We start from the raw sequence: 21,835 nt of genomic DNA on the forward strand, positions 1-21,835 counted from the left end.
GCGCAGGGCGCCGGGCGCCGGGCGCCGGGTGCCGGGCGGTCAGTCGGCGGGCACCCCGGCCGGTACGCCCGCCGGTACGCCCGGCGGTGTGTCGGACGGTGTGTCGGACGGCGCCCCGGGCAGCAACTCGGTCAGCAGCGCCCCGACGAGGCGCACCCCGTCCTCGGTGAGCACCGACTCGGCGTGGAACTGGAGCGAGGCGAAGTGCGGTCCGCGCAGCGCGTGGACCTCACCGGTCCCCGGGTCCCGGCTCACCTCCACCTGGCCGACCCCCTCGCACGCGACCGTCTCCCCGGCGCTGCGGGCGGCGAACGTGTTGTAGAAGCCGACCCGCTCCCGGGCGCCGAAGAGGTCGATCTCCCGCTGCACGCCCTGGTTCGGCACCTCTCTGCGGATCAGCGGGAAGCCGAGCCGCCTGCTGAGCACCTGGTGGCTCAGGCACACGGCGAGGAACGGCCGCCGCCGGTCGAGCAGTTCGCCGATCGCCGTCGACAGGTGGGCGATCTTGGGGTGGTTCGTCTCGCGGGGGTCGCCCGGCCCCGGGCCCATGACGACGAGGTCGTAACCGTCCGCGGAGTACGGCTCGTCGAAGCGCCGTACCGTCACCGACAGCCCCAGGGAGCCGAGTTGGTGGCCGATCATCGAGGTGAAGGTGTCCTCGGCGTCCACGACCAGCACCCGCCGGCCCGCGAGGACCGGGTCCGGCCGCAGCCGCGCCGCGTCCTCGGCCAGCCAGAAGCCGGCGATGGTCGCGTTGCGCCGTTCCAGGGCGGCGAGGACGGCCGGGTGCTCGGCCAGCGGGACCGGGGTGTCCGCGCGCAGGGCCGCGAGCAGCCCGGCCGCCTTGGCCCGGGTCTCGGCCACCTCGGAGGCGGGATCGGAGTGGCGCACGAGCGTGGCGCCCACGCCGATCCGCATCCGTCCCCGGTCGTCGATGTCGGCGGTACGGATGAGGATGGACGAGTCCAGGGTCGGGCCGCCGCGCTCGTCCTGCCCGATGAGGGCCAGCACACCGCTGTAGTAACCCCGGCCCTGCGGCTCGTACTTGTTGATGACCCGGCACGCGCTCTCCAGCGGGCTGCCGGTGACCGTGGGGGCGAACATCGTCGCCCGGAGGATCTCGCGCGGGTCGCGTGCCGTGCGTCCCTCGATGAAGTACTCGGTGTGCGCGAGCCGGGCCATCTCCTTGAGGTACGGGCCGACCACCCGGCCGCCCGACTCGCAGATCCGGGCCATCATCTTGAGTTCCTCGTCGACGACCATGTACAGCTCGTCGGCCTCCTTGCGGTCGGCGAGGAAGTCCATCACCTCCGGCAGCGTGGGGCCGGACGGCGGGTAACGGTAGGTGCCGCTGATGGGATTCATGACGGCGTTGCCGCCCGAGACACTGATGTGCCGCTCGGGGGTGGCACCGACGAAGGTACGGGTTCCGGTGTGGACGACGAACGTCCAGTACGCGCCCGTCTCGCCCCGCATGAGCCGCCGGAAGAACGACAGCGCGCTGTGCGGCGTGTAGCCGGTGATGTCGGCGACGAACGAGCGCTTGATGACGAAGTTCGCGCCCTCGCCCTCCCCGATCTCGTCCGCGACGACCCTGCGGACCGTATCGGCGTAGGTGTCGTCGTCCACGTCGAAGTGGCCGCCGCTCAGGGTGATCGGCAGGTCGGGGAGCCGCCGCAGCGACTCGGCCACGGGCAGCAGCCCCTGGCCGGTGACGGTCATCGCGACCAGGGGCTCGCCGTCGTCGGCGCAGGCGAAGCCGCGTTCGGTGATCTGCCGGTACGGGACCAGCGCCAGCACCTGGTGACGGGCCCCGCCGGTGGGCGAGGCGGCCCCCGGCACGGGCAGGTCCGCCAGCGCGGCGTGGGTCGAGATCTCCCCGACCAGGATGTCGAGCGTTCCCTCGCCCGTCGACTCCGGGCGGTGGAGCAGCGCGAAGGGGGGAGGCGCCGGCCCCAGCACCCGGTCGAGCAGCTCCGCGCCCGTCGGCGCCGTCCTCTCGGTCCCGGTCATACGGCGGCCCCGCGGCCGGCCGTGGCGGCGGTCGCGCCGAGCGAGTCCAGGACCCCGTCCGTGGTGGTGACCACGGCGCAGCGCAGCGCCGCGTACTCGATGGCCAGCCGGTGGTACGCCTCGGAGAAGTCCGCGACGGCGTCGGCCACCAGGAACGGCTGGATGTCGTTGGTGAACGCCTCGACCGCGCTCATCAGCACACCGACGTGGGCGTACACACCGCACACGACGAGCTGGTCACGGCCGTGGTCCCGCATCTGTTGCAGCAGGCCGGAGCGGAAGAACGCGCTGTAGCGCCACTTGGTGAACACCCAGTCGCCCGGGGCGGGGGCCAGCGGCTCGACCACCTGCCGGTCCACGGGGTCCACGCGCATGCCGGGGCCCCAGAAGTCCTTGAGCAGCCCGCGCTGTTCGTCGTTCATGCCGCCCGGCTGGGCCGTGTACGCCACGGGAATGCCGAGCGCGCGGCTGCGTTCGCGCAGCAGGGTGGCGTTGCGCACCAGCGGATCGCGGACGGCCGGGGGGAACGGCCGCAGGAAGTAGCGCTGCATGTCGTGCACGAGCAGCACCGCGCGTTCCGGGTCCACGGTCCACGTGGCGGTGTTGCCGGGCAGGTCGCCTGCCGCGGGCATCGGGTAGGGCTCGATGGGGGGTATCCCCGCCATGACCTTCCTCTCCTGGGGCGTGTTTCTGGGCGTGTACGGAGGCGTGATCCGGGCTTGGTCCGGGGGACGTCCGGGGGACGTCCGGCCCGGGGCGCCGCGGACCGGCCTTCAGCGGGTGTCCTCCAGCGCGGAGCGACCGGTGGTCCACCAGGCCGACATCACGGAGAGGGCCTGGCCGGGGTTGAGCCGCGGGTCGCAGAAGCTCGTGTACTTGGCTCCCACCTGGTCGATCCGGGACTCGTTCTGGACGCACTCGGTCACGTCGTCGGGCGTCGTCTCCAGATGGAGCCCGCCCGCGACGCCGCCGGCGCCCTTGACCGCGTACTGGAAGTCCCTGACCTCACGGGCGACGGTCTGGACGAAGCGGGTCTTGAGCCCGTCCGGGGTGCTGACGGTGTTGCCGTGCATCGGGTCGCTGAGCCAGATCACCGGGTGTCCCGCCGCGCGGACCGCCTCCACCAGCGCGGGCAACCGCTCGCCCACGGCCGCGGCGCCCATCCGGGCGATGAGGGTCAGCCGGCCGCTCTCCCGCCCGGGGTCGAGCCGTTCGCACAGGGCCAGCAGTTCGTCGACCGCCATCCTGGGGCCCACCTTGCACGCCACCGGGTTGACGACCTCGGCGAGCAGGGCGACATGGGCGCCGTCCACCTGCCTGGTCCGCTCGCCGATCCAGGGCCAGTGCGTGGAGGAGAGCAGCAGCCGCCCCTCCTCGTCCCGGCGCAGCATGGGGATCTCGTAGTCGAGCAGCAGCGCCTCGTGGCTGGTCCAGATGGGCGCGCCGATCCGGGTGCCCCCGTCCTGGTCGCGCCAGCCCAGGTGGCCGACGACGTCGTACGCGGCCCGGTAGCCGGCCAGCAGTCGTTCCGGGTCGGGGCGCCTGAGGTCCGGGTCGGGCTCCGGGCTGTTGACCATGTGCCCCCGGTAGACGGGGAGTTCGAGGTCCCCGACCCGTTCGGTGGGCAGGGAGCGGGGCTTGGCGAACTGACCGGCCAGCCGGCCGGCGCGCACCACCGGCCGGCACGTCTCCATCTGTAAGGCGCCCGCCAGCATGTCCAGCAGCCCGGCCTTGCGGGCGACATAGCCCGGGGTGCACTCGGCGGGGTCCTCCGCGCAGTCCCCGGCCTGGACCACGTGGGCCTCGCCCGCGGCCACCTGGGCCAGCAGGGACCGCAACGTGGCGACGCCCTCGGCGTCCACGAGCCCGGGGCGGGCCGCCAGTTCGTCCCGTACGCGCTGAACGTGGGACGCGTCCTCCCACGGCGGCTGCTGGAGCGCCGGTCTGAGCCGAACATCGAGAAGAGCGTTGTCCATTGAATTCTCCAATCGCGAACGGGCGTGGTGTGCGGTCGCGCCGAGGGCAGAGAGAACGGGCATTCCATGCCTGGTATCGATGAACGGGAGAGCGGAAGAACGGGAGAGCGGGGCAGCGGATAACGGAAAGCGCCGAAAGCCGGAAAGAACGGCGGGAGTCGCCGTACCGGGCCGCGTCCGGGCCGTGTCCGGCGGATCTCCGCGGCGGGCTAAATCATGTGACGAAACGAGGGCGGCGCCAACCTGCGCGGCCGTACTCCGTCAGGTGACCGGTATTCCGTCAGGTGGCGGCTGATGTGTCAGGTCGTTACGCGGTCGTCACGGAAAGGGCGCGCCGCGGCCATGTGCGATGCTGCCCGTCCACGCTTTGCCATGCGGAGCCGTAAGGCGCCGAATGCCTCGGCGACGTCGTCGCTCCATGGCACGTTCTTGTGTGGTTCATTCCTCGCCGACTCTTCTCCCGGAGTGCCCATGGCCCAGCAGGACCGTGCCGTACGTACCCGTCAGGAATTGATCCGTTCGGCCGCCGAGGTCTTCGGCCGGGGCGGGTTCGCGGATTCCTCCGTCTCGCAGATATGCACCCGGGCCGGTGTGAGCCACGGTGCGCTGCACTTCCACTTCAGGAACAAGCAGGCCCTGGGCGAGGCGGTCGAGGCCGCCGCGGCCCGGACCCTGCTGCACGTCACGGGACACGTCCCGCCGGGGCATCCGGAGCCGTTGCAACTCCTGGTCGACACCTCGCACGCGCTGGTCGCGCGGCTCTCCCGCGACCCGCTGCTGCGGGCCGGTTTCGGACTCGGCAGCGACGCGGCCTGGCGGGGCGGGGCGCTCCTGGCGCGGCAGTGGCAGGACTGGGTCCGGCTGACGCTGACGGTCGCCAGGAGGCAGGGGAGCCTGGCCGCCGACGTGGTGCTCGACGACGCCGTCCAGGCCGTGACGGCGGTGGTCGCCGGGTTCGAGGTCCTGGGCCGGGACGACGCCCGTTGGTACGCGCGCCGGGCCGTCACCTCGTTCTGGCGGCTGACGCTGCCCCAGTTGGCGGCGGAGGCGGTACGGGCGCGGACCGTCGCGGCGGGCAGCTCCGCGCTGGCCTCGCGGGACGCGGAACCGGCCCTGGACGACGCCTGGCCTACAGCGAGGTGAGCGGTTCCGCCCGGTAGGCGCGGTGGAGCAGCTCCACGAAGGAGGGCGCCTCGGGCAGCGGCACGGACGCGATCCGGCGTACCGCCACTCCGGGTGTCCACGAGTTCATGACCACGGCGCCGGCCAGCTCCGGCAGGTCGGCGAGGGTGATCTCCTGGTCGCGCTGGGGGACACCCAGGCGCTCCAACTGCCTGCGGACGACGCCCATCGTGACGCCGTCCAGCATCTCGGCGACCGGCCACACCACCGAGGCGCCGTCCCAGAACGCCAGGTTCCAGATCGACCCCTCGCTGAGCCGGCCCCGGCGGTCGACGAACGCCGCGTCGTCGAAGCCCTGGCCGGCGGCCTGCCGGAGAAAGTACGTCTTGGCCAGCTCGCCGACATGCTTCACGGCCGGGAGGAACCGCTCGTACTCGACCGCCGCCAGCGCCAGCGGGCCTTCCGGGCCGGACGCGGCGGGCCCGGTGCGGACCAGCACGCGGGGCTCGTCGTCGGCCCCGGCCACCGTGAACTCACCCGCCGGCGAGTAGACCGTCGCCATCAGCGAGAGGTCGGCGGGCCCGGCCTCCACCGCGGCCCGCAGGCAGGACAGCACCCGGTCGTCGGGCAGCGCCCGGCCGAACAACTCGACCGAGGCGGACCGCAGTCGGTCCAGATGGAGGTCGAGTCCCCGGACCCGGCCCCCGCGCACCTGCGCGGCGGTGAAGTGGGCGTAACCGGCGAAGGCGAGCGGCGCCAGGTCCTCGGCGGTCGGTTCGGTCCCGGTGTCGACGGGGTTCAGCTGAAGGGTTGTCATGCCGTGTCAACGACCATGATCGACGCCGGACACTCCTCCCCACCCGTACCGGACACCCCGCGAGCCGCCCGGCAACGCCGCTCGATGCCGTCGAGGAGGGTCTCGAGTCCCACGGTGAAGTCCTCCTCCGTGGCCGTCAGTGGCGACTGCGCGGGAGCGTCGTCACCGGGCAGCAGTTGCTGCGCCACCCGCTGGATCGACGCGCCCTGGACGTAGGACCAGACCGCGATCGCGAGCGAGTGCGCGAGTGCCGTGTCGTCGGTCAACTCCTTGAGTACGGCGGTCATCCAGTCGAGGCAGGAGGTGTCCGAGAAGTGCCGCGCCGATGACGAGGTCACCAGCGCCCAGGGATGCCTGCGGTAGACCTCCCAGTCGAGTTCGGCGGCGACCCGCATCGCGTCACGCCAGTTCGGCGGCGGCGGGGTCGGGTACGGGTTCTCGTCGCACGCCACCCGGGTGATGGCCGTGAGCAGCGCGTCCTTGTTCGCGACGTGCCGGTAGAGCGACATCACGCCCGAGTCGAGTTCGGTCGCCATGCGCCGCATCGAGAGGGCGGCGATGCCCTCGGCATCCGCGATGCGCACGCCCGCCGCCACGATCGCCTCCCGGGTGAGGCCGGGTGAACTCGTCTTCCTGCCTTGCGATTTGGTGGTCATGAGGTACCATCCCCAACGGGCTTGCGTACACCGTACGCATCGAGTGGATCGAACACCACCACACCACCTCCTGAGGGGTTCTCCGTGACTGCCAACTTAGTCCAGCAGCGTGCCGACAGGCGTGCGTGGCTCGGCCTCACCATTGTGCTCTGCCTGGTCGCGCTCGTCGCCATGGACGGCTCCGTGCTCTACCTCGCGATGCCGAGCATCACGTCCGCGATCACGCCCAGCACCGACCAGGCGCTGTGGATCCTCGACATCTACGGATTCGTGGTCGCCTCGTTCCTGATCACGTTCGGCACCGTGGGCGACCGCTACGGCAGGCTCAGGCTCCTGGTGATCGGGTCGATCGTCTTCGGCGTCGGATCGGTCGGAGCAGCCTTCTCGACCACCCCGGAGATGCTCATCGCCTTCCGGGCGCTCATGGGACTCGGCGGCGCGACGCTGCTGCCCTCGGGACTGGCGATCATCAGCAACCTCTTCCACGACGCGAAGCAACGCGCCCAGGCGATCGGCATCTTCGCGGCGACCTTCGCGGCCGGCTTCGTGGTCGGGCCGATCCTCGGCGGGGTGCTGCTGAACCACTACTCCTGGGGTTCGGTCTTCCTCATCAACATCCCGATCGTGGTGCTCTTCCTCGCGTTCGCGCCGGTCCTGCTGCGCGAGGTCCGCACGTCGAACCCCGGCCGGGTGGACGCCCTGAGCGTCGCCCTGTCGTCCGTCGGCATCCTGCTGGCCGTCTACTCCGTCAAATCGGCGGCCGCGCACGGCTTCTCGCTGACCCAGGCCGTCACGGGCGTCCTCGGTATCGCGACCCTCTGGTGGTTCGTCAGCAGGCAGCGCACCCTCGAATACCCCCTGGTCGACTTCAAGCTCTTCCATGACCGCGTCTTCACGATCGCCATCCTCACCGGGACCGTCACGCTGGTCGCGTGGTCGGCCGCGAGCTACCTCACCGGCGTCTACCTCCAGTCGGTGCTCGGATACGGCATCCTCACCGCGGCGATGGCGGCGCTGCCGGGCGCGTTCGTGCTCACCGGGGCGTGCATCGGGGCCAACGTGGTCGTCGAACGGGTCGGCAAGAAGACGGCGTTCGTCGCGTCCCTCTTCTTCATGGCGGTCGGTCTGCTGATCCTGCTCCTGACGAGCGTCACCGGCGGGGTGTGGGTGTTCATCGCCTCCACGGTCGTGGCGAGCGTCGGCTACGGGTTCTCCTTCAGCCTCGTGGCGGAGACGGCCGTCGCGGCGGTGCCCATGGAGCGCGCCGGTTCGGCCGGCGCCCTCGCGGAGATGAGCAACGAACTCGGCAACGCGCTCGGGATCTCGCTGCTCGGCTCCCTCGCCGCGGTGTGTTTCCGGCTGCTCGGCCCCGACGTCGCGGGCACACTCGACGAGACGCTCGACACCCCGGGCCTCGCGGCCGGCACGATCGCGGACGCCGAGCAGGCCTTCGTCACCGGCATGCACGTGGCGATCGGCGTGGCGAGCCTGATCCTGTTCACCCTCGGGTTCCTGGCCCTGCGCTGGCTGCCGCGGTCGGCCCCGGAGGAGGCGCGGGAGACGGAGGGAGCGGAGGCGGTGTGACGCTCCGGTCCCTCGGGGCCTCGCCCCGCGCCCGCGCACGGTCTGGGAGGATGCGGCCATGACAAATGATCTTCTCTTAGGAAAAGTCGCCCTCATCACCGGCGCGAGCAGTGGCATAGGAGCGGCGTCCGCGCGCCTGTTCGCCCAGGAGGGCGCCGCGGTGGTCCTCACCGCCCGGCGCGAGGACCGCTTGGCCGCCCTCGTCGGCGAGTTGAGGGACAAGGGGGCGCAAGCGGTCTACGCGGTGGGTGACGTGTCCGTCGCCGAGGACGCGGCCAAGGCCGTGGACCTGGCCCTGTCCACGTACGGACGCCTCGACCTCGCGTTCAACAACGCGGGCATCGGCGGCGACCGCACCCCCCTGCACCTCATGGCGGACGAGGTGTACGACACCGTCATGGACACCAACGTCCGCGGCCTCTTCAACTGCCTGCGCCACGAGATAGCGGCGATGCTGGAGCACGGCGGCGGATCCATCGTCAACAACAGCAGTGTGGCCGGCCTGGTGGCCATCCCGGCCGCCGCTCCCTACATCGCCTCGAAACACGCGGTCATCGGCTTCACCAGGGCCGCCGCCGACGAGTACGCGAAGCAGGGCATCCGCGTGAACGCGGTGGCCCCCGGTACCACCCGGAGCGAGATCACCACCGACTGGTTCGGGCGCAACCCCGGCCTGGAGGACCATGTCAACGCGCTGACTCCCCAGGGACGTACGGCGGAACCCGAGGAGATCGCGGCGGCGGCGGCCTGGCTGCTCAGTGACCGGTGCGCCTTCCTGACCGGCACGGTGCTGCCGGTGGACGGCGGCTTCGTCAATCAGTAGGCCGGGAGCCCCGGCGTCATGGCGTCCCCCGGCGCCACGGTGTCACCGCTCTCCCGCGCCACCCCGCCGAGCCTGACCCGGAACGCCTCCTTCCCGCTCTGTGTCCCGGTGACCCGGACGGCACACAGACCGGGAGCGGGGGCGGGCAGGAACGCGGCCTCGATCCAGCACGGCTCGTCGAACTCGACGTAGCGGTGGTAGGTGGTGGTGATCCGCGTGGCCATCAGGCGCGCCGGGGCCAGCAGGGCCTGTGCGGCCTGGTCGGCGGCCTCCAGCAGCGTGAGCCCCGGGACATGGTCCACGGGATGGTCGAACAGCAGGCGGTTGCCCGTGTCGTTGCGCAGCAGCCAGCGGCGCGGCCCGTCCCCGGGCGCGAGGGCGACATCGGCCGCGGAGGCTCGGCCGGTGAGCTCCGCGGCCACCGGCGCCGGCACGGGCCAGGATCCCCAGTCGTACGCGAGCCGGTCCCCGCGCACCCGCTCGTAGACCCGGGGTGAGATCCAGCGGAACTCGGTCTCGGCCCGGGACACCGTGACGCCGTCCCGGACCAGGTGTATCCGCATGCGCAGGGAACTTGCGGCGCGCCGGTTCCCCGCCGTCTCCTTCACGCCGACCCGGACCTCCAGTTCCGAAGGCCGCCCGAGGGGAGCGCGGAAGCGCGGCGCGACCGTGAAGTCGAGGGTGTCCAGCATGGTCTGGTGCGCCAGCGGGACGTCGTACGCGGCGTGCGCGACGAGCAGGCCGCTCTGCCGGATCGTCTGGGTGAGCAGGCGCGGATCGTACGGCAGGTCACCGAAGGCGGCCGGCCACCTGACGCCCACCGTGAACGCGTCGGCGCCGGTGCGTCTCCAGCCCGTGACGAGTACGGATTCCTCGTGCCTCAGGTGGGCGTAGGCGGCGAAGCCGGTCGTCGGTGAGGTGGCTAAGCAGGGAATGAGAGTGTCGTCGGACAAGGTCCCCCCTTGATCGAACCGATATACAACTCCACGGATGGTGCTGTTAAAGTACCGGCTCTCCGGTCGGTTTTGGGGTGAACATACGTGCCCGTTCATGAACTGGCAAAGAACGAGTAAGGGGGAGGTACGGGATGGCGAGGCAGGATCGCGCGATCCACACCCGCAGGATGATCCTCGAAGCCGCGGCGGAGATGTTCGACGAGTTCGGGTACGACGCCACGAGCATCGGCGGCCTCATCGACCGCATCCAACTCACCCGCGGCGGCCTGTACTTCCACTTCACCTCGAAGGAACAGCTGGCGCGCGCCGTGCTCGACGAGGCGGTCACCATGAACGGGCTCGCCCCCCAGGCGCTCAAGCTCCAGGAATGGGTGGACCTCGCGCTGCTCCTCGCGTACCGCCTCCCCAGGGAACCCCTGCTCAGCGCCTCGATCCGGCTCTCCGTCGACGTCAGGGCCCGGGGCCTGTTCGGCACCCGCTGGCCCGACTGGATGAGGGTGGGGGAGGAGCTGCTCGTCGAGGCGGGGAACCGCGGCGAGTTGCTCCCGCACGTCGAGCCCGCCGCGACCGCGCGGCTGCTCGTCGGCGCCTGGACGGGGGTGCAGCAGGTCACCGAGACGCTGCCCGACCGCGACCTGTCCGAGGAGATCTCGTGCCTCTTCGAGCTCATCCTTCCCAACATCGCCAGCGCCGGCGTGCTGGCGAAGCTCGACACCTCGCCGTACCGCGCCGAACGCCTCCTCCTGGAGGCGGGCAGCCCGGCGATCCACTCCTCCCGCCGGGAGTGAGGCCCCGCACCACCGGCACCCCGTCCTCTTTGCTCCCCGGCAGCGCTCCTCGTGCCGGGGAGTTGTGCTGTTCCGCCGCCCCTGTATAAAGAAACCGGACAACAGTCCTCTTTCGAGGGTTTGGGGGAGCCATGACGCGGGACCGCCGGCAACTCGCCCGTCCGGACGGGGAGTCGGCCGTCCGCCCGGTCCTGGACGCCGGGCTCGGCGCGTGGCTGTTCGGCTCGCTCCACCGCAGCGGGCAGCGGGCCAAGGCGGAGCGGTACGTCCGCGGCCTGCTGTCGGTGCGGGGGCGCAAGACGCTGCGGAGTGTCGCGGCGCAGGTCGACGGGCCGGCGGCGCAGCAGAACGTGCACCATTTCATCAGCACGTCGCCCTGGGCGTGGATGCCGGTACGGCACGCCCTCGCCCGGCACGTACTGCGGACCCAGGCGCCGGAGGCCTGGGTGATCAGGCCCACCCTGATCCGCAAGGCCGGCTCCCACTCCGTGGGCGTCGACCGGCGGTCGCTGTCGCCGGGGCGGACGGTCAACGCCCAGTACGCGGTGGGCACCTGGCTGGCGTCCGCGCGGTCCGCGATCCCCGTCGACTGGCAACTGTGCCTGTCCGCGCGCTGGTTGGCCGACCCGCTGCGGCAACGCGCCGGTGTGCCCGCCGATACCGCGTCCGGCACCGCCGAGGAGTGCGTACGCGAGGCGGTGGCCCACCTCGTCGCCCTGGGGGACGAGTCCTGCCGGCCGGTGGTGGTGGACGTCGCGGACGTGGACGCCGTGTCCGTCGCGCGCTTCCTCGCGTCGCTCGGGCTCCCCTTCGTCGTCCGGGTGGGCCCGGAGGCGCAGTTGAGGCTCGACCGGGCGGCCCTGCCCCGGTACGGGAACCTGGAGCGCGCGGCCGGCGAGCTCGCCGAGCTGCTGCCCCGCCTCCGGCGCGAGGTGAACCCGGGCGACGGCCCCGCGACGGCCGTGGCGATACCCATAGCGACGCCCCCCTCGCGCGGCGACGGGATGCTGTTGCTGGGGGAGTGGAGCCCGGTCGGGAACGCCCGCCGCGGGCTGTGGCTCACCAACGCCCGGGCTCCCTCCCTCGTCCCGGCGCTGCGGCTCACCCGGCTGCCCGGTGTGGTGGCGCGTGACTTCGCGGCCGTCTCCGAGCGGGTGGGGGTACGGGACTTCGGGGGGCGGTCGTTCCCGGGCTGGCACCGCCACATCACGCTGGCCTCCGTGGCCCACCTGGTCGCCGTCCTGGACGCGCAGGCGGTGCCCGCCGGCGTCACGTGAGCCGGGCGTGACGGCGCGATGCCGCGTGGTAACCGAACTACTATCCGGTAACATGACATTCTCGCGCCCGGTGTGATGGTTCCGCCCTCTCCGGTCCCTAGTGTCTGGACCGGGGCGGCACACGCCATGACGAACCGCGCCGCCCGGCCGGCGTGACATGACGCCGGCTCACACCTCGATCCGCTTCCGCACCTGACCGAAGCGACCTCGAAGCACTCCTGGCCTGGCACGAGTGAGGGAAACCAATGGTTAGCGTCGACCTGCACGACACGCGCCGAGCACAGGGCGCCCCCGTGTCCTTCCAGTCCGGTTCCCACGAGGTGCTCCTCGCCGAACTCGGCTCGATACTGTTCACCTCGCTGCCCCGCAGCGACCAGTACAGAAAGGGCACGCAGTACTTACGCGGCCTGGTGGAGGCCCGCGGGCGCAAGTCGGTACGCAACCTCGCGGCGCTGCTCGGCGAGCAGGTCTCGGAGCAGAACCTCCACCACTTCATCAGCGGATCCACCTGGGACTGGACGCCCGTCCGCCAGGCACTCGCCCACCACCTGGTGGGGGTGGCGCCGCCGCGGGCCTGGGTGGTGCAGCCCATGATCATCCCCAAGACGGGCCGCCACTCGGTCGGCGTCGACAAGCACTTCTCCCCGCTCCTGGGACAAGTGCTCAACGCACAGCGGGCCATCGGGGTCTGGGCGGTCTCCGAGGACATGAGCACCCCGGTCAACTGGCGCCTCCACCTTCCCCGGGCCTGGCTCAAGGACGACGCCCGGCGGAGCCAGGTGTCGATCCCGGACGAGGTCGGCGTGGAGACGCGCAGCGACTGTGTCGTCGAGGCCTGCCTGGAGACCGTGACCCGGTGGGACCTGCCGGTGCGGCCCGTCGTGCTCGACGTCCGCGAGGCGCACGCGATGACGGTCTTCGAGCGGCTCGGCGCCGCCGGCATGCCGCTCCTCGGCCGGGTCACCGGCGATCTCCGGCTGGCCGTACGGGATTCCGTCCTGCCCGGCCACGGCGGCAAGGTGCTCTCCGCGTACGAGATCATGAACCTCGCGAAGGACATGCGGCGGCCCGTCGCGGCGCGGAGCCACGGCCCGCGGACCGCGAGCGGGACGGATCTGGCCGCCGCGGTCCGGGTCGGCCCGCCCGACCGGTGGGAGCGGTCACCCGGGCGGGGACACCGCGCGGCGACCGAGGAACTCCTGCTGCTCGGCACGGGCGACGACAGCGGGAGCTGGCCCGCGGAGCTGTGGCTGACCACCATGACGGCCGCGACCCCCGCCGCCCTGACCCGACTGGCCAAGCTCACCGGCAAGGTCGACCGGGACTTCGCGGAGATCGCCGACCGGGTCGGCATCCGCGACTACTCGGGACGATCCTTCGGCGGCTGGCACCGGCACGTCACCCTCGCCTCGGCCGCCCACGCGGTCGTCGCGCTGTCGAACGGCCCGCGACAGTCCCCGTACCGCTCCGCGCGGACCTGACGGATCGTCGCTCGTTTCCTCCGAGACCTCGTTCGGCTCTGGTTAGCATCTCCCTCGAGTGTCAGCCAGGAATGCCGGCCATTGATGCGATGCGGAGACCCAGAATGCGGCTTGCGCACATGTTGGCAGATGTGATGGAACGCTACGCGGACCGGCCCGCCGTCGGTGAACGCGCAAAGGAATTCGTCCGGGACCCGGGCACGGAACGTGTTTCTCTCCGCCTCCTTCCCCGTTACGAGACGACGAGTTACCGCGAACTGTGGGAACGCGTCCGTACCGTGGCGCGTGAATGGCACGGAAATCCGGAACACCCCCTGCTTCCCGGGGCGCGGGTCGCCCTCCTGGGCTTCGCCAGCCGTGACTACGCCACGCTCGACCTGGCCTGCGTCCATCTCGGCGCGGTCGCCGTTCCCCTCCAGACCAGCGCCCTGCTCGCCCAACTGGACTCCATCGTCGCCGAGACGACCCCGCACCTCGTCGCGACGAGCGTCGAACGCCTCGACGTGGCCGTGGAACTGGTGCTGCGCAACCCGTCGGCCCGCCGCCTGGTCGTCTTCGACTACCACCCCGAGGTCAGCGACCAGTACGACGCGTTCACGTCCGCGTACGAACGCCTCGGGCAGGCCGGCCGAGACATCGATGTCGCCCCGCTCTCCGAGGTGCTCGCGCGCGGCGCCGCCCGGCCCGAGGCCCCGCTGTACGCCTCCGCCGAGGGCGACGACCCGCTGTCCATGCTCATCTACACGTCCGGAAGCACCGGGACGCCCAAGGGGGCCATGTACACCGAACGACTGGCGGGAGCCATGTGGGGCGGTGTCTGGTCCAAACTCTTCTCCGACGCGCACGCGATCAATATCAATTACATGCCGATGAGCCATGTCGCCGGGCATTCCTCACTGAAGAACACCCTGGCGCGCGGCGGAATCAGTTACTTCACGGCCAGCAGCGACCTGTCCACCTTCTTCGAGGACATCGCACTGGTACGGCCCAACGAACTCTCGCTCGTCCCCCGCGTCTGCGAAATGCTCTTCCAGAGATTCCGGAGCGAGGTCGACCGGCGGACCCCGGACGACACCGACCGGGAAAAGGTCGAGACAGAGGTCAAGGCGGAGATGCGCGAGCATCTCATCGGTGGCCGCCTCACCTGGGCCAGCTGCGGATCCGCCCCCTTGTCCGCCGACCTGAAGGCCTTCGTCGAATCCCTCCTGGATCTCCCCCTGCACATCATCTACGGCTCCACGGAGGCCGCCGCCGTCTCGGTCGACGGCGAGCTGCTGCGCCCCCCGGTGACCGACTACAAGCTCCTCGACGTGCCCGAGCTGGGCTACTACCGGACCGACACGCCGCACCCGCGGGGCGAGTTGCTGCTGAAGACCGAGGGCCTGATACCCGGGTACTACAAACAGCCCGAGCTGACGGCGGAGATCCTGGACGAGGACGGCTTCTACCGGACCGGTGACATCGTCGCCGAGACCGGCCCCGACCGGCACGTCGTCGTGGACCGTCGCAAGAACGTACTGAAGCTCTCCCAGGGCGAGTTCGTGGCGACCTCCCGGCTGGAGGCCGTCTTCGCCACCAGCCCCCTGGTCCGGCAGATCTTCGTGCACGGCAACAGCGAACGGTCCTACCTCCTCGCCGTGGTCGTCCCCACCCCCGACACCCTCGAACGGTTCGGCGACGACAGGGACACCCTCAAGCAGCACCTCGGCGAGTCGTTCCAGCGCGTCGCGAAGGACGCGGAGCTGAACTCGTACGAGATCCCCCGGGACTTCCTCATCGAGACCGAGCCCTTCAGCCAGGCGAACGGCCTGCTCTCCGACCACCGGAAACTGCTGTGGCCCCCGCTGCTCGACCGGTACCGGAAACCCCTGGAGGAGCTGTACGCCGACATCGCCGCGCGCGAGACCGAGGAACTGCGCGCGCTGCGCCGTACCGGCACGGACGAGTCCGTGCTGGAGACCGTCCAGCGCGCCGTCCGGGCCCTGTTCACCGGCTCCATGGCCGAGGTGAGCCCCACCGCGTACTTCCGGGACCTCGGTGGCGACTCGCTCTCCGCGGTGTCCTTCTCCGCCCTGCTCCACGACATCTTCGGGATCAAGGTGCCCGTGGACGTCGTCATCAGCCCGGCGAACGACCTGCGCCAACTCGCCGCGTACATCGAGGCGAAGCGCGCGAGCGGGCCGGCGCGCGTCTCCTTCGCGTCGGTGCACGGCGAGGCCGGTACCGAGGTCCACGCCAAGGACCTCACCCTGGACCGGTTCATCGACGCGGAGATCCTCACCGGCGCCACGGCGCTGCCCCGTCCGTCCGGGGCACCCCGGACCGTGCTGCTGACGGGGGCCAGCGGCTACCTCGGCCGCTTCCTCTGCCTGGAATGGCTGGAGCGGCTGGCGCCGACGGGCGGCAGACTGGTCTGCGTCGTGCGCGGCAGGGACGCCGCCGCGGCCAGGAAGCGGCTCGACGAGGCCTTCGACAGCGGGGACGCCGACCTGGTCACCACCTACCGGGGCCTGGCCGACGGGCATCTGGAGGTCGTGGCGGGCGACATCGCGGAACCGCGCCTCGGCCTGGACGAGGAGACCTGGGGGCGCCTGTCCGGCGACGTGGACCTGATCGTCCACGCCGGCGCCCTGGTGAACCACGTCCTCCCGTACAACCACCTGTTCGAGGCCAACGTCGTGGGGACGGCGGAGCTCGTCCGCCTGGCGCTCACGAACCGGATCAAGCCGTTCACGTACATCTCCAGCGTCGCCGTCGCCACCTCCCGCCCCGGACTGCCCGCGCTGGACGAGGACGCGGACGTCCGGGCCGCCCTTCCGGTCCAGCCCATCGACGAGGGGTACGCCGGCGGTTACGCGACGAGCAAGTGGGCCGGTGAGGTCCTGCTGCGCGAGGCGCACGACCTGTGCGGTCTCCCCGTCACCACGTTCCGGTCGAACATGATCCTCGCGCACAGCCGGTACGGCGGGCAGCTGAACGTGCCCGACATGTTCACCCGCCTGCTGTTCAGCGTCGTCGCCACCGGCGTCGCCCCGCGATCCTTCTACCGCGGCGACGCCGGGGAGAGCCGCCCGCGGGCCCACTACGACGGTCTGCCGGTGGACTTCACCGCCGCCGCCGTGGTGGCGCTGGGCGGGCGCACCACGGAGGGGTACGAGACGTTCAGCCTCGTCAATCCCCACGACGACGGCGTGTCGCTCGACGTCTTCGTCGACTGGCTCGAAGAAGCGGGCGACCGGATCGAGCGGGTGGACGACTACGCGGACTGGTTCGCCCGGTTCGGGACGGCCGTGCGCGCCCTGCCCGAGAAACAGCGGCAGTACTCGGCGCTGCCGCTCCTCCACGGATTCGAGCACCCCGAGGAGCCCGTGCCCGGGTCCGTGATTCCCTCCACCCGGTTCCGGGCCGCCGTCCGGGCCGCCGGGATCGGTCCCGCCGAGGACATACCGCACCTCTCGCGGACCCTCATCAGGAAGTACGCCGCTGATCTCAAGCGGCTCGGGTCCGCCTAGCCACCGAGCCGCACGCCGGGGGAACAGCCCCGCGGCGTGCGCCGGCGTCGCCCGCCCCGGAAGCCCCCGCCGGGGCCGGCGACGCCGGCATGGTCCTCACCGTACGGAGGGGCCCGTGCCGCGCGGGAGTCCGGCGCCGAACCGCGCGCCGAACGCCGCCGCGTCCCACCGCCCGTCCAGCTCGGGCGCCAGCCAACCGGGCGCCCGCGCCCCGAAGTCCGCGGGATCCAGGGCGCCCGCCCCGGCCGGTACGGCGCCGAGCAGCGGCGCCCCCGCCGACTCCGGGAGGTCCGCCAGGTTGCAGCGCGCCGCGAGGTCCGGGCCGTCGGGCCAGCTGCCGATCACCACCCCGAGCGGGTCGACGCCCCGGACGCGCAGCGCCTCCGTCGTCAGCGCGGTGACGTTCAGCGTGCCGAGGCCCGCCGCGGCCACCACGAGCACCGGCGCGCCGAGCAACCGGGCCACGTCCGCGAGCGTGCCGCCCGCCGCGTCGAACCGCACCAGCAGGCCGCCCGCCCCCTCGACCAGCACCAGGTCGTGTTCGACGGCGAGCTTCAGCGCCGCGTCGGCGACCTCGTCGGGAGACACCGGGGCCAGGCCCGACCGCCGCGCGGCGGTGGCGGGCGCCAACGGCTCCGGGAACCGGGCGAGTTCCACCACGGTCACCGACCCGCCGCCGGGCCCTCCCGCGAGCCGCGCCACCTCCGCCGCGTCCCCCGGCTCGTCCGGGGCCACGCCCGTCTGGGCCGGCTTCAGCACCGCGACCGTCCGGCCGCGCGCGAGGGCCGCCGCCGCCACGGCCGCCGTGACGACCGTCTTGCCGACCTCCGTGCCCGTTCCCGTCACGACCAGCACCGGCATGTCAGCCCTCCTCCGCCGCCGCGACCACCGCGCGGCAGATCCTCGAGATGTCCTCGTCGCCCGTCACGTACGGCGGCATCGTGTAGACGAGGTCGCGGAACGGCCGCAGCCACACGCCCTCCCGCACCGCCGCGCGGGTCGCCGCCGCCATGTCCACCTCGTGGTCCAGCTGCACCACCCCGATGGCGCCCAGCACCCGCACGTCCAGGACGCCCGGCAGCCCCGCCGCCTTCGCGAGGCCCTCGCGCAGCCCCGCCCCGATCCGCCCGACCTCCGCCCGCCAGTCCTGGCCGAGGAGCAGGTCGATCGAGGCGAGCGCGACGGACGCGGCCAGCGGGTTGCCCATGAAGGTCGGCCCGTGGGCCAGTACGGGCACGTCGCCGAGCGCGATGCCCTCGGCCACCCGCGTCGTGCACAGCGTCGCCGCCATCGTGAGATAGCCGCCGGTCAGCGCCTTGCCGACGCACATCACGTCGGGCGAGATCCCGCCCTGCTCCGCGGCGAACAGCGTGCCCGTGCGCCCGAAACCGGTCGCGATCTCGTCCAGGATCAGCAGCACGTCGTGCGCGTCGCACGCCTCCCGCAGCACCCGCAGGTACGCGGGGGAGTGGAAGCGCATCCCGCCCGCGCCCTGCACCACCGGCTCCACGATCACCGCCGCCAGCTCGTCGGCGTGCCGGCCGATCAGCTCCCGCAGACCGCGCGCGTACGTCTCGTCGTACGCGACCGGCGGCGCGTCCGCGAAGATCTGGCGCGGCAGCACCCCCGACCACAGCTCGTGCATCCCGCCGTCGGGATCGCACACCGACATCGGCTGCCAGGTGTCCCCGTGGTAGCCGCCCCGCCAGGTCAGCAACCGCTGCTTGCCGGGCCGGCCCACCGACCGCCAGTACTGGAGGCACATCTTCAGCGCCACCTCGACCGACACCGAACCGGAGTCGGCGAGGAAGACGTGCCGCAGCGGCTCCGGCGTGATCTCGACCAGTTTGGCCGCGAGCCGTACGGCGGGTTCGTGGGTGAGACCGCCGAACATCACATGGCTCATCCGGTCCAGCTGCGCGTGGGCCGCGTCGTTGAGGACGGGGTGGTTGTACCCATGGATCGCCGACCACCAGGACGACATCCCGTCGACCAACTCAAGCTGCCCGTGGGCGGGTTCGGCCAGCCGGAGCCGTACCCCCGACGCAGACTCCACGACCAGCGGTTCCGTACGGCCCGGCATGGGGCCGTACGGATGCCAGACATGGGCGCGGTCCAGGTCGAGCAGGTCCCGGGGGGTGAGCGGGGGCAGCGCGGTCTCAGGCATTCGGGGCGATGTCCGTACCCGCGCCCCGGCGCCGCACGGCCACCAGATCCGTCCGCACCGCGTCGGCGGGAGCCACGTCGGCCCGCGCCGTCGGGACCGCGCCAGCGCAGGCGCCCGCGCCCTCGCCGCCGTCCGCCCCGCCGCACGGCGCGCAGGCCGCGCCGCTCCGGTGCTCCGGCAGCGTCGTGGTGCCCGCGCCCTCCACCTCGAACCCGGCGTCGGCGATCATGTCCAGGTCCGCCTTGCCCTCCTGGCCCTCACTCGTGAGGTAGTCGCCGAGGAAGATCGAGTTGACCAGGTGCAGCGCGAGCGGCTGCATCGTGCGCAGATGCACCTCACGCCCGCCGGCCAGCCGTACCTCCACGTCCGGGCAGACGAACCGGGTCATGGCGAGGATCCGCAGGCAGCGCTGCGGGGTGAGGTTCCACTCCTTCGCCAACGGCGTTCCCTCGAAGGGGATCAGGAAGTTCACCGGCACCGAGTCCGGGTCGAGCGCGCGCAGCGAGAAGACGACGTCGACCAGGTCCTCGTCGCTCTCGCCCATGCCCGCGATCAGCCCGGAGCAGGCCGAGAGGCCCGCCGCGTGGGCCCTGTTCACCGTGTCCACGCGGTCCGCGTAGGTGTGCGTCGTGGTGATGTCCCCGTACGTGCCCTCGGACGTGTTGAGGTTGTGGTTGTACGCGTCGGCCCCCGCCGCCCGCAGCCGCTCGGCCTGGCCGTCCGAGAGGAGCCCGAGGCACGCGCACACCTCGACGCCCTCGTTCTGTTCCTTGATCGCCTTGATGGTGCCCGAGACCCGCTCGACGTCGCGGTCCGTCGGCCCCCGGCCGCTCGCCACCAGACAGACCCGCTTCGCCCCGCCGGCCACGCCCGCGGCCGCCGCCTTCGACGCCTCGTCGGGCTTGAGCCAGGTGTACTTGAGGATCTCCGCCGTCGACCCGAGCCGCTGCGAGCAGTACGAGCAGTCCTCGGGGCAGAGCCCGGACTTGAGGTTGACCAGATAGTTCAGCTTCACCCGCCGCCCGAACCACTGGCGGCGCACCTTCCCCGCCGCGGCCACCACGTCGAGCAGCTCGTCGTCGGAGGTCGCCAGTACGGCGAGGGCCTCTTCGCGGGTCGGCAGCTCACGCCGCAGGCCCTTCTCCACCAGCGTCTTCAGCAGATCCATGGCGTTGATCCTCGCTCACCGCGAGGCTCCGATGCCAGGGAGGAACCCGACAACACCACCGGATCGAAGTGTGTGTATGGCCACATCCTGACCCGATCCGGTGCCGGTTAGGGTCTGTGCGCAGCCTACAAAAGGACCCTTCCCGTGCAGCAGGACCGCCAGGACCCGCAGGATCTCCAGGACCCGCGTCAGGACCACGAGCACGCGCGGGAGGACCGCCAGGACCCGCGCTCCCGTCCCGGACGGCTGCCCGCACCGGACGACTCTGCCCGCCCGGCGGCCGGTCATGCCTCCGGGGCGCCCGCGGATCCGTTCGGCTGGACCGGCGCCGAGGCCCGCCGCCGCGAGCGCGCGGGTCTGGTCCGTACGCTCCGCCCCCGCGCGGCCGACTCGCCCCTGGTCGACCTCGCGAGCAACGACTACCTCGGCCTCGCCCGCCACCCCGCGGTCACCGCCGCCGCGGCGGACGCGGCGCTGCGCTGGGGCGCCGGCGCCACCGGGTCCCGCCTGGTCACGGGCAGCACCACGCTCCACGCCGAACTGGAAGCCGAACTGGCCGGGTTCTGCGGCTTCGAGGCCGCGCTCGTCCTGTCGTCCGGCTACGCGGCCAACCTCGCCGCCCTCACCGCGCTGACCGCCCCCGGCTCGCTGATCGTGTCCGACGCGGGCAACCACGCCTCGATCATCGACGGTTGCCGCCTCGCGCGCGCCGAGACGCTCGTCGTCCCGCACGCCGACCCCGCGGCCGTACGCGAGACGCTCGACGCGCACCCGGGACGCCGGGCCCTCGTCGTCACCGACGGGGTGTTCTCGGTGGACGGCGACGCCGCGCCGCTGGACGAGCTGGCCGAGGTCTGCCGTACCCGGGGCGCGGCCCTGGTCGTCGACGACGCGCACGGCCTCGGCGTGCTCGGCGACGGCGGGCGCGGGGCGCCGGCCGCCGCGGGGATCGCGGGAGCCGGCGGCGTCGTGGCCACGGTCACCCTCTCCAAGTCGCTGGGCAGCCAGGGCGGCGCCGTCCTCGGGCCGGCCCGGGTCATCGAGCACCTGGTCAACGCCGCGCGCACGTTCATCTTCGACACCGGACTCGCGCCGGCCGCCGTCGGCGGGGCGCGCGAGAGCCTGCGGCTGCTGCGCCGCGAGCCCGGGCGGGCGGCGCGGGCCCGGGAGGTCGCGCTGACGCTGTACGAGCGGCTCACCGGGGCCGGGTTGAGCGCCGTGCGCCCGGACGCCGCCGTGGTGTCGGTCCGGGCGGCCTCGGCGGAGGCCGCCGTCCGCTGGGCGGCCGACTGCCGCGCGGCGGGCCTGGCCGTGGGATGCTTTCGTCCGCCGTCCGTGACCGACGGTGTCTCGCGCATCAGGCTCACCGCCCGCGCCGACCTGACGGACCGTCAGCTCGACGCGGCGGTGGGAACGATCATCGCCACCGCGGCCCCGGTGGGCCGATAGCACCGGAACCCCGGACAAGAGCCCTCAAATACGTTCTGACGTAGCA

The 21,835-nt window shown here is 72.2% G+C and carries 17 protein-coding genes; 8 read left to right on the top strand and 9 right to left on the bottom strand.

Annotation, left to right across the window (positions count from 1 at the left end; translation table 11 throughout):
* Positions 1–39: 39 nt before the first annotated feature.
* From HA039_RS29905 to HA039_RS29915, 3 genes are all read right to left on the bottom strand, one after another.
* On the bottom strand, positions 40–2,013 hold the full coding sequence (locus HA039_RS29905; RefSeq protein WP_167034566.1) for an anthranilate synthase family protein: 1,974 nt from the start codon (positions 2,011–2,013) through the stop codon (positions 40–42).
* The gene (locus HA039_RS29910; protein WP_167034568.1) at positions 2,010–2,678 is read right to left on the bottom strand and encodes an isochorismatase family protein; all 669 of its coding nucleotides are present in this window, start codon (positions 2,676–2,678) and stop codon (positions 2,010–2,012) included. The genes HA039_RS29905 and HA039_RS29910 overlap by 4 nt, the downstream gene beginning before the upstream one ends.
* 108 nt (positions 2,679–2,786) lie before the next feature.
* Complete coding sequence (locus HA039_RS29915; protein ID WP_167034570.1) at positions 2,787–3,989, bottom strand: 3-deoxy-7-phosphoheptulonate synthase; 1,203 nt, start codon at positions 3,987–3,989, stop codon at positions 2,787–2,789.
* A 471-nt stretch (positions 3,990–4,460) separates the two neighbouring features.
* On the opposite strand from HA039_RS29915, the gene HA039_RS29920 reads away from it, so the two are divergent.
* On the top strand, positions 4,461–5,132 hold the full coding sequence (locus HA039_RS29920) for a ScbR family autoregulator-binding transcription factor (protein ID WP_167034572.1): 672 nt from the start codon (positions 4,461–4,463) through the stop codon (positions 5,130–5,132).
* On the opposite strand, the gene HA039_RS29925 is transcribed toward HA039_RS29920, so the two are convergent.
* A complete protein-coding gene (locus tag HA039_RS29925; protein WP_167034574.1) occupies positions 5,119–5,928 on the bottom strand; it encodes an aminotransferase class IV family protein in 810 nt (269 codons plus the stop codon). The two genes, HA039_RS29920 and HA039_RS29925, sit on opposite strands and share 14 nt — an antisense overlap.
* Positions 5,925–6,584: a TetR/AcrR family transcriptional regulator gene (locus HA039_RS29930; RefSeq protein ID WP_167034576.1), complete on the bottom strand. Its 660-nt coding sequence runs from the start codon at positions 6,582–6,584 to the stop codon at positions 5,925–5,927. The genes HA039_RS29925 and HA039_RS29930 overlap by 4 nt, the downstream gene beginning before the upstream one ends.
* Positions 6,585–6,668: 84 nt before the next feature.
* Here HA039_RS29930 and HA039_RS29935 point away from each other — a divergent pair, with 84 nt between their 5' ends.
* Together HA039_RS29935 and HA039_RS29940 are read left to right on the top strand one after the other, a co-directional pair.
* On the top strand, positions 6,669–8,168 hold the full coding sequence (locus HA039_RS29935; protein ID WP_167034578.1) for an MFS transporter: 1,500 nt from the start codon (positions 6,669–6,671) through the stop codon (positions 8,166–8,168).
* Between the two features lie 58 nt (positions 8,169–8,226).
* Positions 8,227–8,991 carry an SDR family NAD(P)-dependent oxidoreductase gene (locus HA039_RS29940; protein ID WP_167034580.1) on the top strand — a complete coding sequence of 255 codons (765 nt, stop codon included), beginning with the start codon at positions 8,227–8,229 and terminating at the stop codon, positions 8,989–8,991.
* Here the strand turns inward: HA039_RS29940 and HA039_RS29945 are convergent.
* Positions 8,985–9,944, bottom strand: coding sequence for a ScbA/BarX family gamma-butyrolactone biosynthesis protein (locus HA039_RS29945; protein ID WP_243869817.1), 960 nt, complete (start codon positions 9,942–9,944; stop codon positions 8,985–8,987). The two genes, HA039_RS29940 and HA039_RS29945, sit on opposite strands and share 7 nt — an antisense overlap.
* A 134-nt stretch (positions 9,945–10,078) precedes the next feature.
* Between HA039_RS29945 and HA039_RS29950 the strand changes: the two genes are divergently transcribed.
* The 4 genes from HA039_RS29950 to car all read left to right on the top strand — a co-directional run bounded on the left by HA039_RS29950 (position 10,079) and on the right by car (position 17,005).
* Positions 10,079–10,735 carry a ScbR family autoregulator-binding transcription factor gene (locus HA039_RS29950; RefSeq protein WP_167034584.1) on the top strand — a complete coding sequence of 219 codons (657 nt, stop codon included), beginning with the start codon at positions 10,079–10,081 and terminating at the stop codon, positions 10,733–10,735.
* A gap of 131 nt (positions 10,736–10,866) precedes the next feature.
* Positions 10,867–12,012 carry an IS701 family transposase gene (locus HA039_RS29955; protein WP_167034586.1) on the top strand — a complete coding sequence of 382 codons (1,146 nt, stop codon included), beginning with the start codon at positions 10,867–10,869 and terminating at the stop codon, positions 12,010–12,012.
* 245 nt (positions 12,013–12,257) lie between these two features.
* Positions 12,258–13,493: an IS701 family transposase gene (locus HA039_RS29960; protein ID WP_243869819.1), complete on the top strand. Its 1,236-nt coding sequence runs from the start codon at positions 12,258–12,260 to the stop codon at positions 13,491–13,493.
* A 71-nt stretch (positions 13,494–13,564) separates the two neighbouring features.
* Positions 13,565–17,005: a carboxylic acid reductase gene (gene car, locus HA039_RS29965; protein WP_279592873.1), complete on the top strand. Its 3,441-nt coding sequence runs from the start codon at positions 13,565–13,567 to the stop codon at positions 17,003–17,005.
* A gap of 96 nt (positions 17,006–17,101) precedes the next feature.
* Here the strand turns inward: car and bioD are convergent, their stop codons facing one another.
* From bioD to bioB, 3 genes are read right to left on the bottom strand one after another with little or no spacing between them, the layout of a single operon-like run.
* Entirely contained in the window at positions 17,102–17,866 is a 765-nt protein-coding gene (gene bioD, locus HA039_RS29970) for a dethiobiotin synthase (protein ID WP_167034588.1), read from the bottom strand.
* Between the two features lies 1 nt (position 17,867).
* On the bottom strand, positions 17,868–19,172 hold the full coding sequence (locus tag HA039_RS29975; protein ID WP_167034590.1) for an adenosylmethionine--8-amino-7-oxononanoate transaminase: 1,305 nt from the start codon (positions 19,170–19,172) through the stop codon (positions 17,868–17,870).
* A complete protein-coding gene (gene bioB / locus HA039_RS29980) occupies positions 19,165–20,340 on the bottom strand; it encodes a biotin synthase BioB (protein ID WP_167034592.1) in 1,176 nt (391 codons plus the stop codon). Before bioB ends, HA039_RS29975 begins: the two co-directional genes overlap by 8 nt.
* A gap of 246 nt (positions 20,341–20,586) precedes the next feature.
* On the opposite strand from bioB, the gene HA039_RS29985 reads away from it, so the two are divergent.
* Entirely contained in the window at positions 20,587–21,789 is a 1,203-nt protein-coding gene (locus HA039_RS29985) for an 8-amino-7-oxononanoate synthase (RefSeq protein WP_167037815.1), read from the top strand.
* Positions 21,790–21,835: the final 46 nt, after the last annotated feature.

It is taken from the genome of Streptomyces liangshanensis (assembly GCF_011694815.1).
Classification (GTDB): Bacteria; Actinomycetota; Actinomycetes; order Streptomycetales; family Streptomycetaceae; genus Streptomyces; species Streptomyces liangshanensis.

Coding starts and splice junctions, on each gene's coding strand:
- car (WP_279592873.1), top strand. CDS start 13,565: ATGCCGGCCATTGATGCGATGCGGAGACCCAGAATGCGGCTTGCGCAC.
- HA039_RS29950 (WP_167034584.1), top strand. CDS start 10,079: ATGGCGAGGCAGGATCGCGCGATCCACACCCGCAGGATGATCCTCGAA.
- HA039_RS29910 (WP_167034568.1), bottom strand. CDS start 2,678: ATGGCGGGGATACCCCCCATCGAGCCCTACCCGATGCCCGCGGCAGGC.
- HA039_RS29960 (WP_243869819.1), top strand. CDS start 12,258: ATGGTTAGCGTCGACCTGCACGACACGCGCCGAGCACAGGGCGCCCCC.
- HA039_RS29905 (WP_167034566.1), bottom strand. CDS start 2,013: ATGACCGGGACCGAGAGGACGGCGCCGACGGGCGCGGAGCTGCTCGAC.
- bioB (WP_167034592.1), bottom strand. CDS start 20,340: ATGGATCTGCTGAAGACGCTGGTGGAGAAGGGCCTGCGGCGTGAGCTG.
- HA039_RS29975 (WP_167034590.1), bottom strand. CDS start 19,172: ATGCCTGAGACCGCGCTGCCCCCGCTCACCCCCCGGGACCTGCTCGAC.
- HA039_RS29925 (WP_167034574.1), bottom strand. CDS start 5,928: ATGACAACCCTTCAGCTGAACCCCGTCGACACCGGGACCGAACCGACC.
- HA039_RS29930 (WP_167034576.1), bottom strand. CDS start 6,584: ATGACCACCAAATCGCAAGGCAGGAAGACGAGTTCACCCGGCCTCACC.
- HA039_RS29955 (WP_167034586.1), top strand. CDS start 10,867: ATGACGCGGGACCGCCGGCAACTCGCCCGTCCGGACGGGGAGTCGGCC.
- HA039_RS29920 (WP_167034572.1), top strand. CDS start 4,461: ATGGCCCAGCAGGACCGTGCCGTACGTACCCGTCAGGAATTGATCCGT.
- HA039_RS29915 (WP_167034570.1), bottom strand. CDS start 3,989: ATGGACAACGCTCTTCTCGATGTTCGGCTCAGACCGGCGCTCCAGCAG.
- HA039_RS29940 (WP_167034580.1), top strand. CDS start 8,227: ATGACAAATGATCTTCTCTTAGGAAAAGTCGCCCTCATCACCGGCGCG.
- bioD (WP_167034588.1), bottom strand. CDS start 17,866: ATGCCGGTGCTGGTCGTGACGGGAACGGGCACGGAGGTCGGCAAGACG.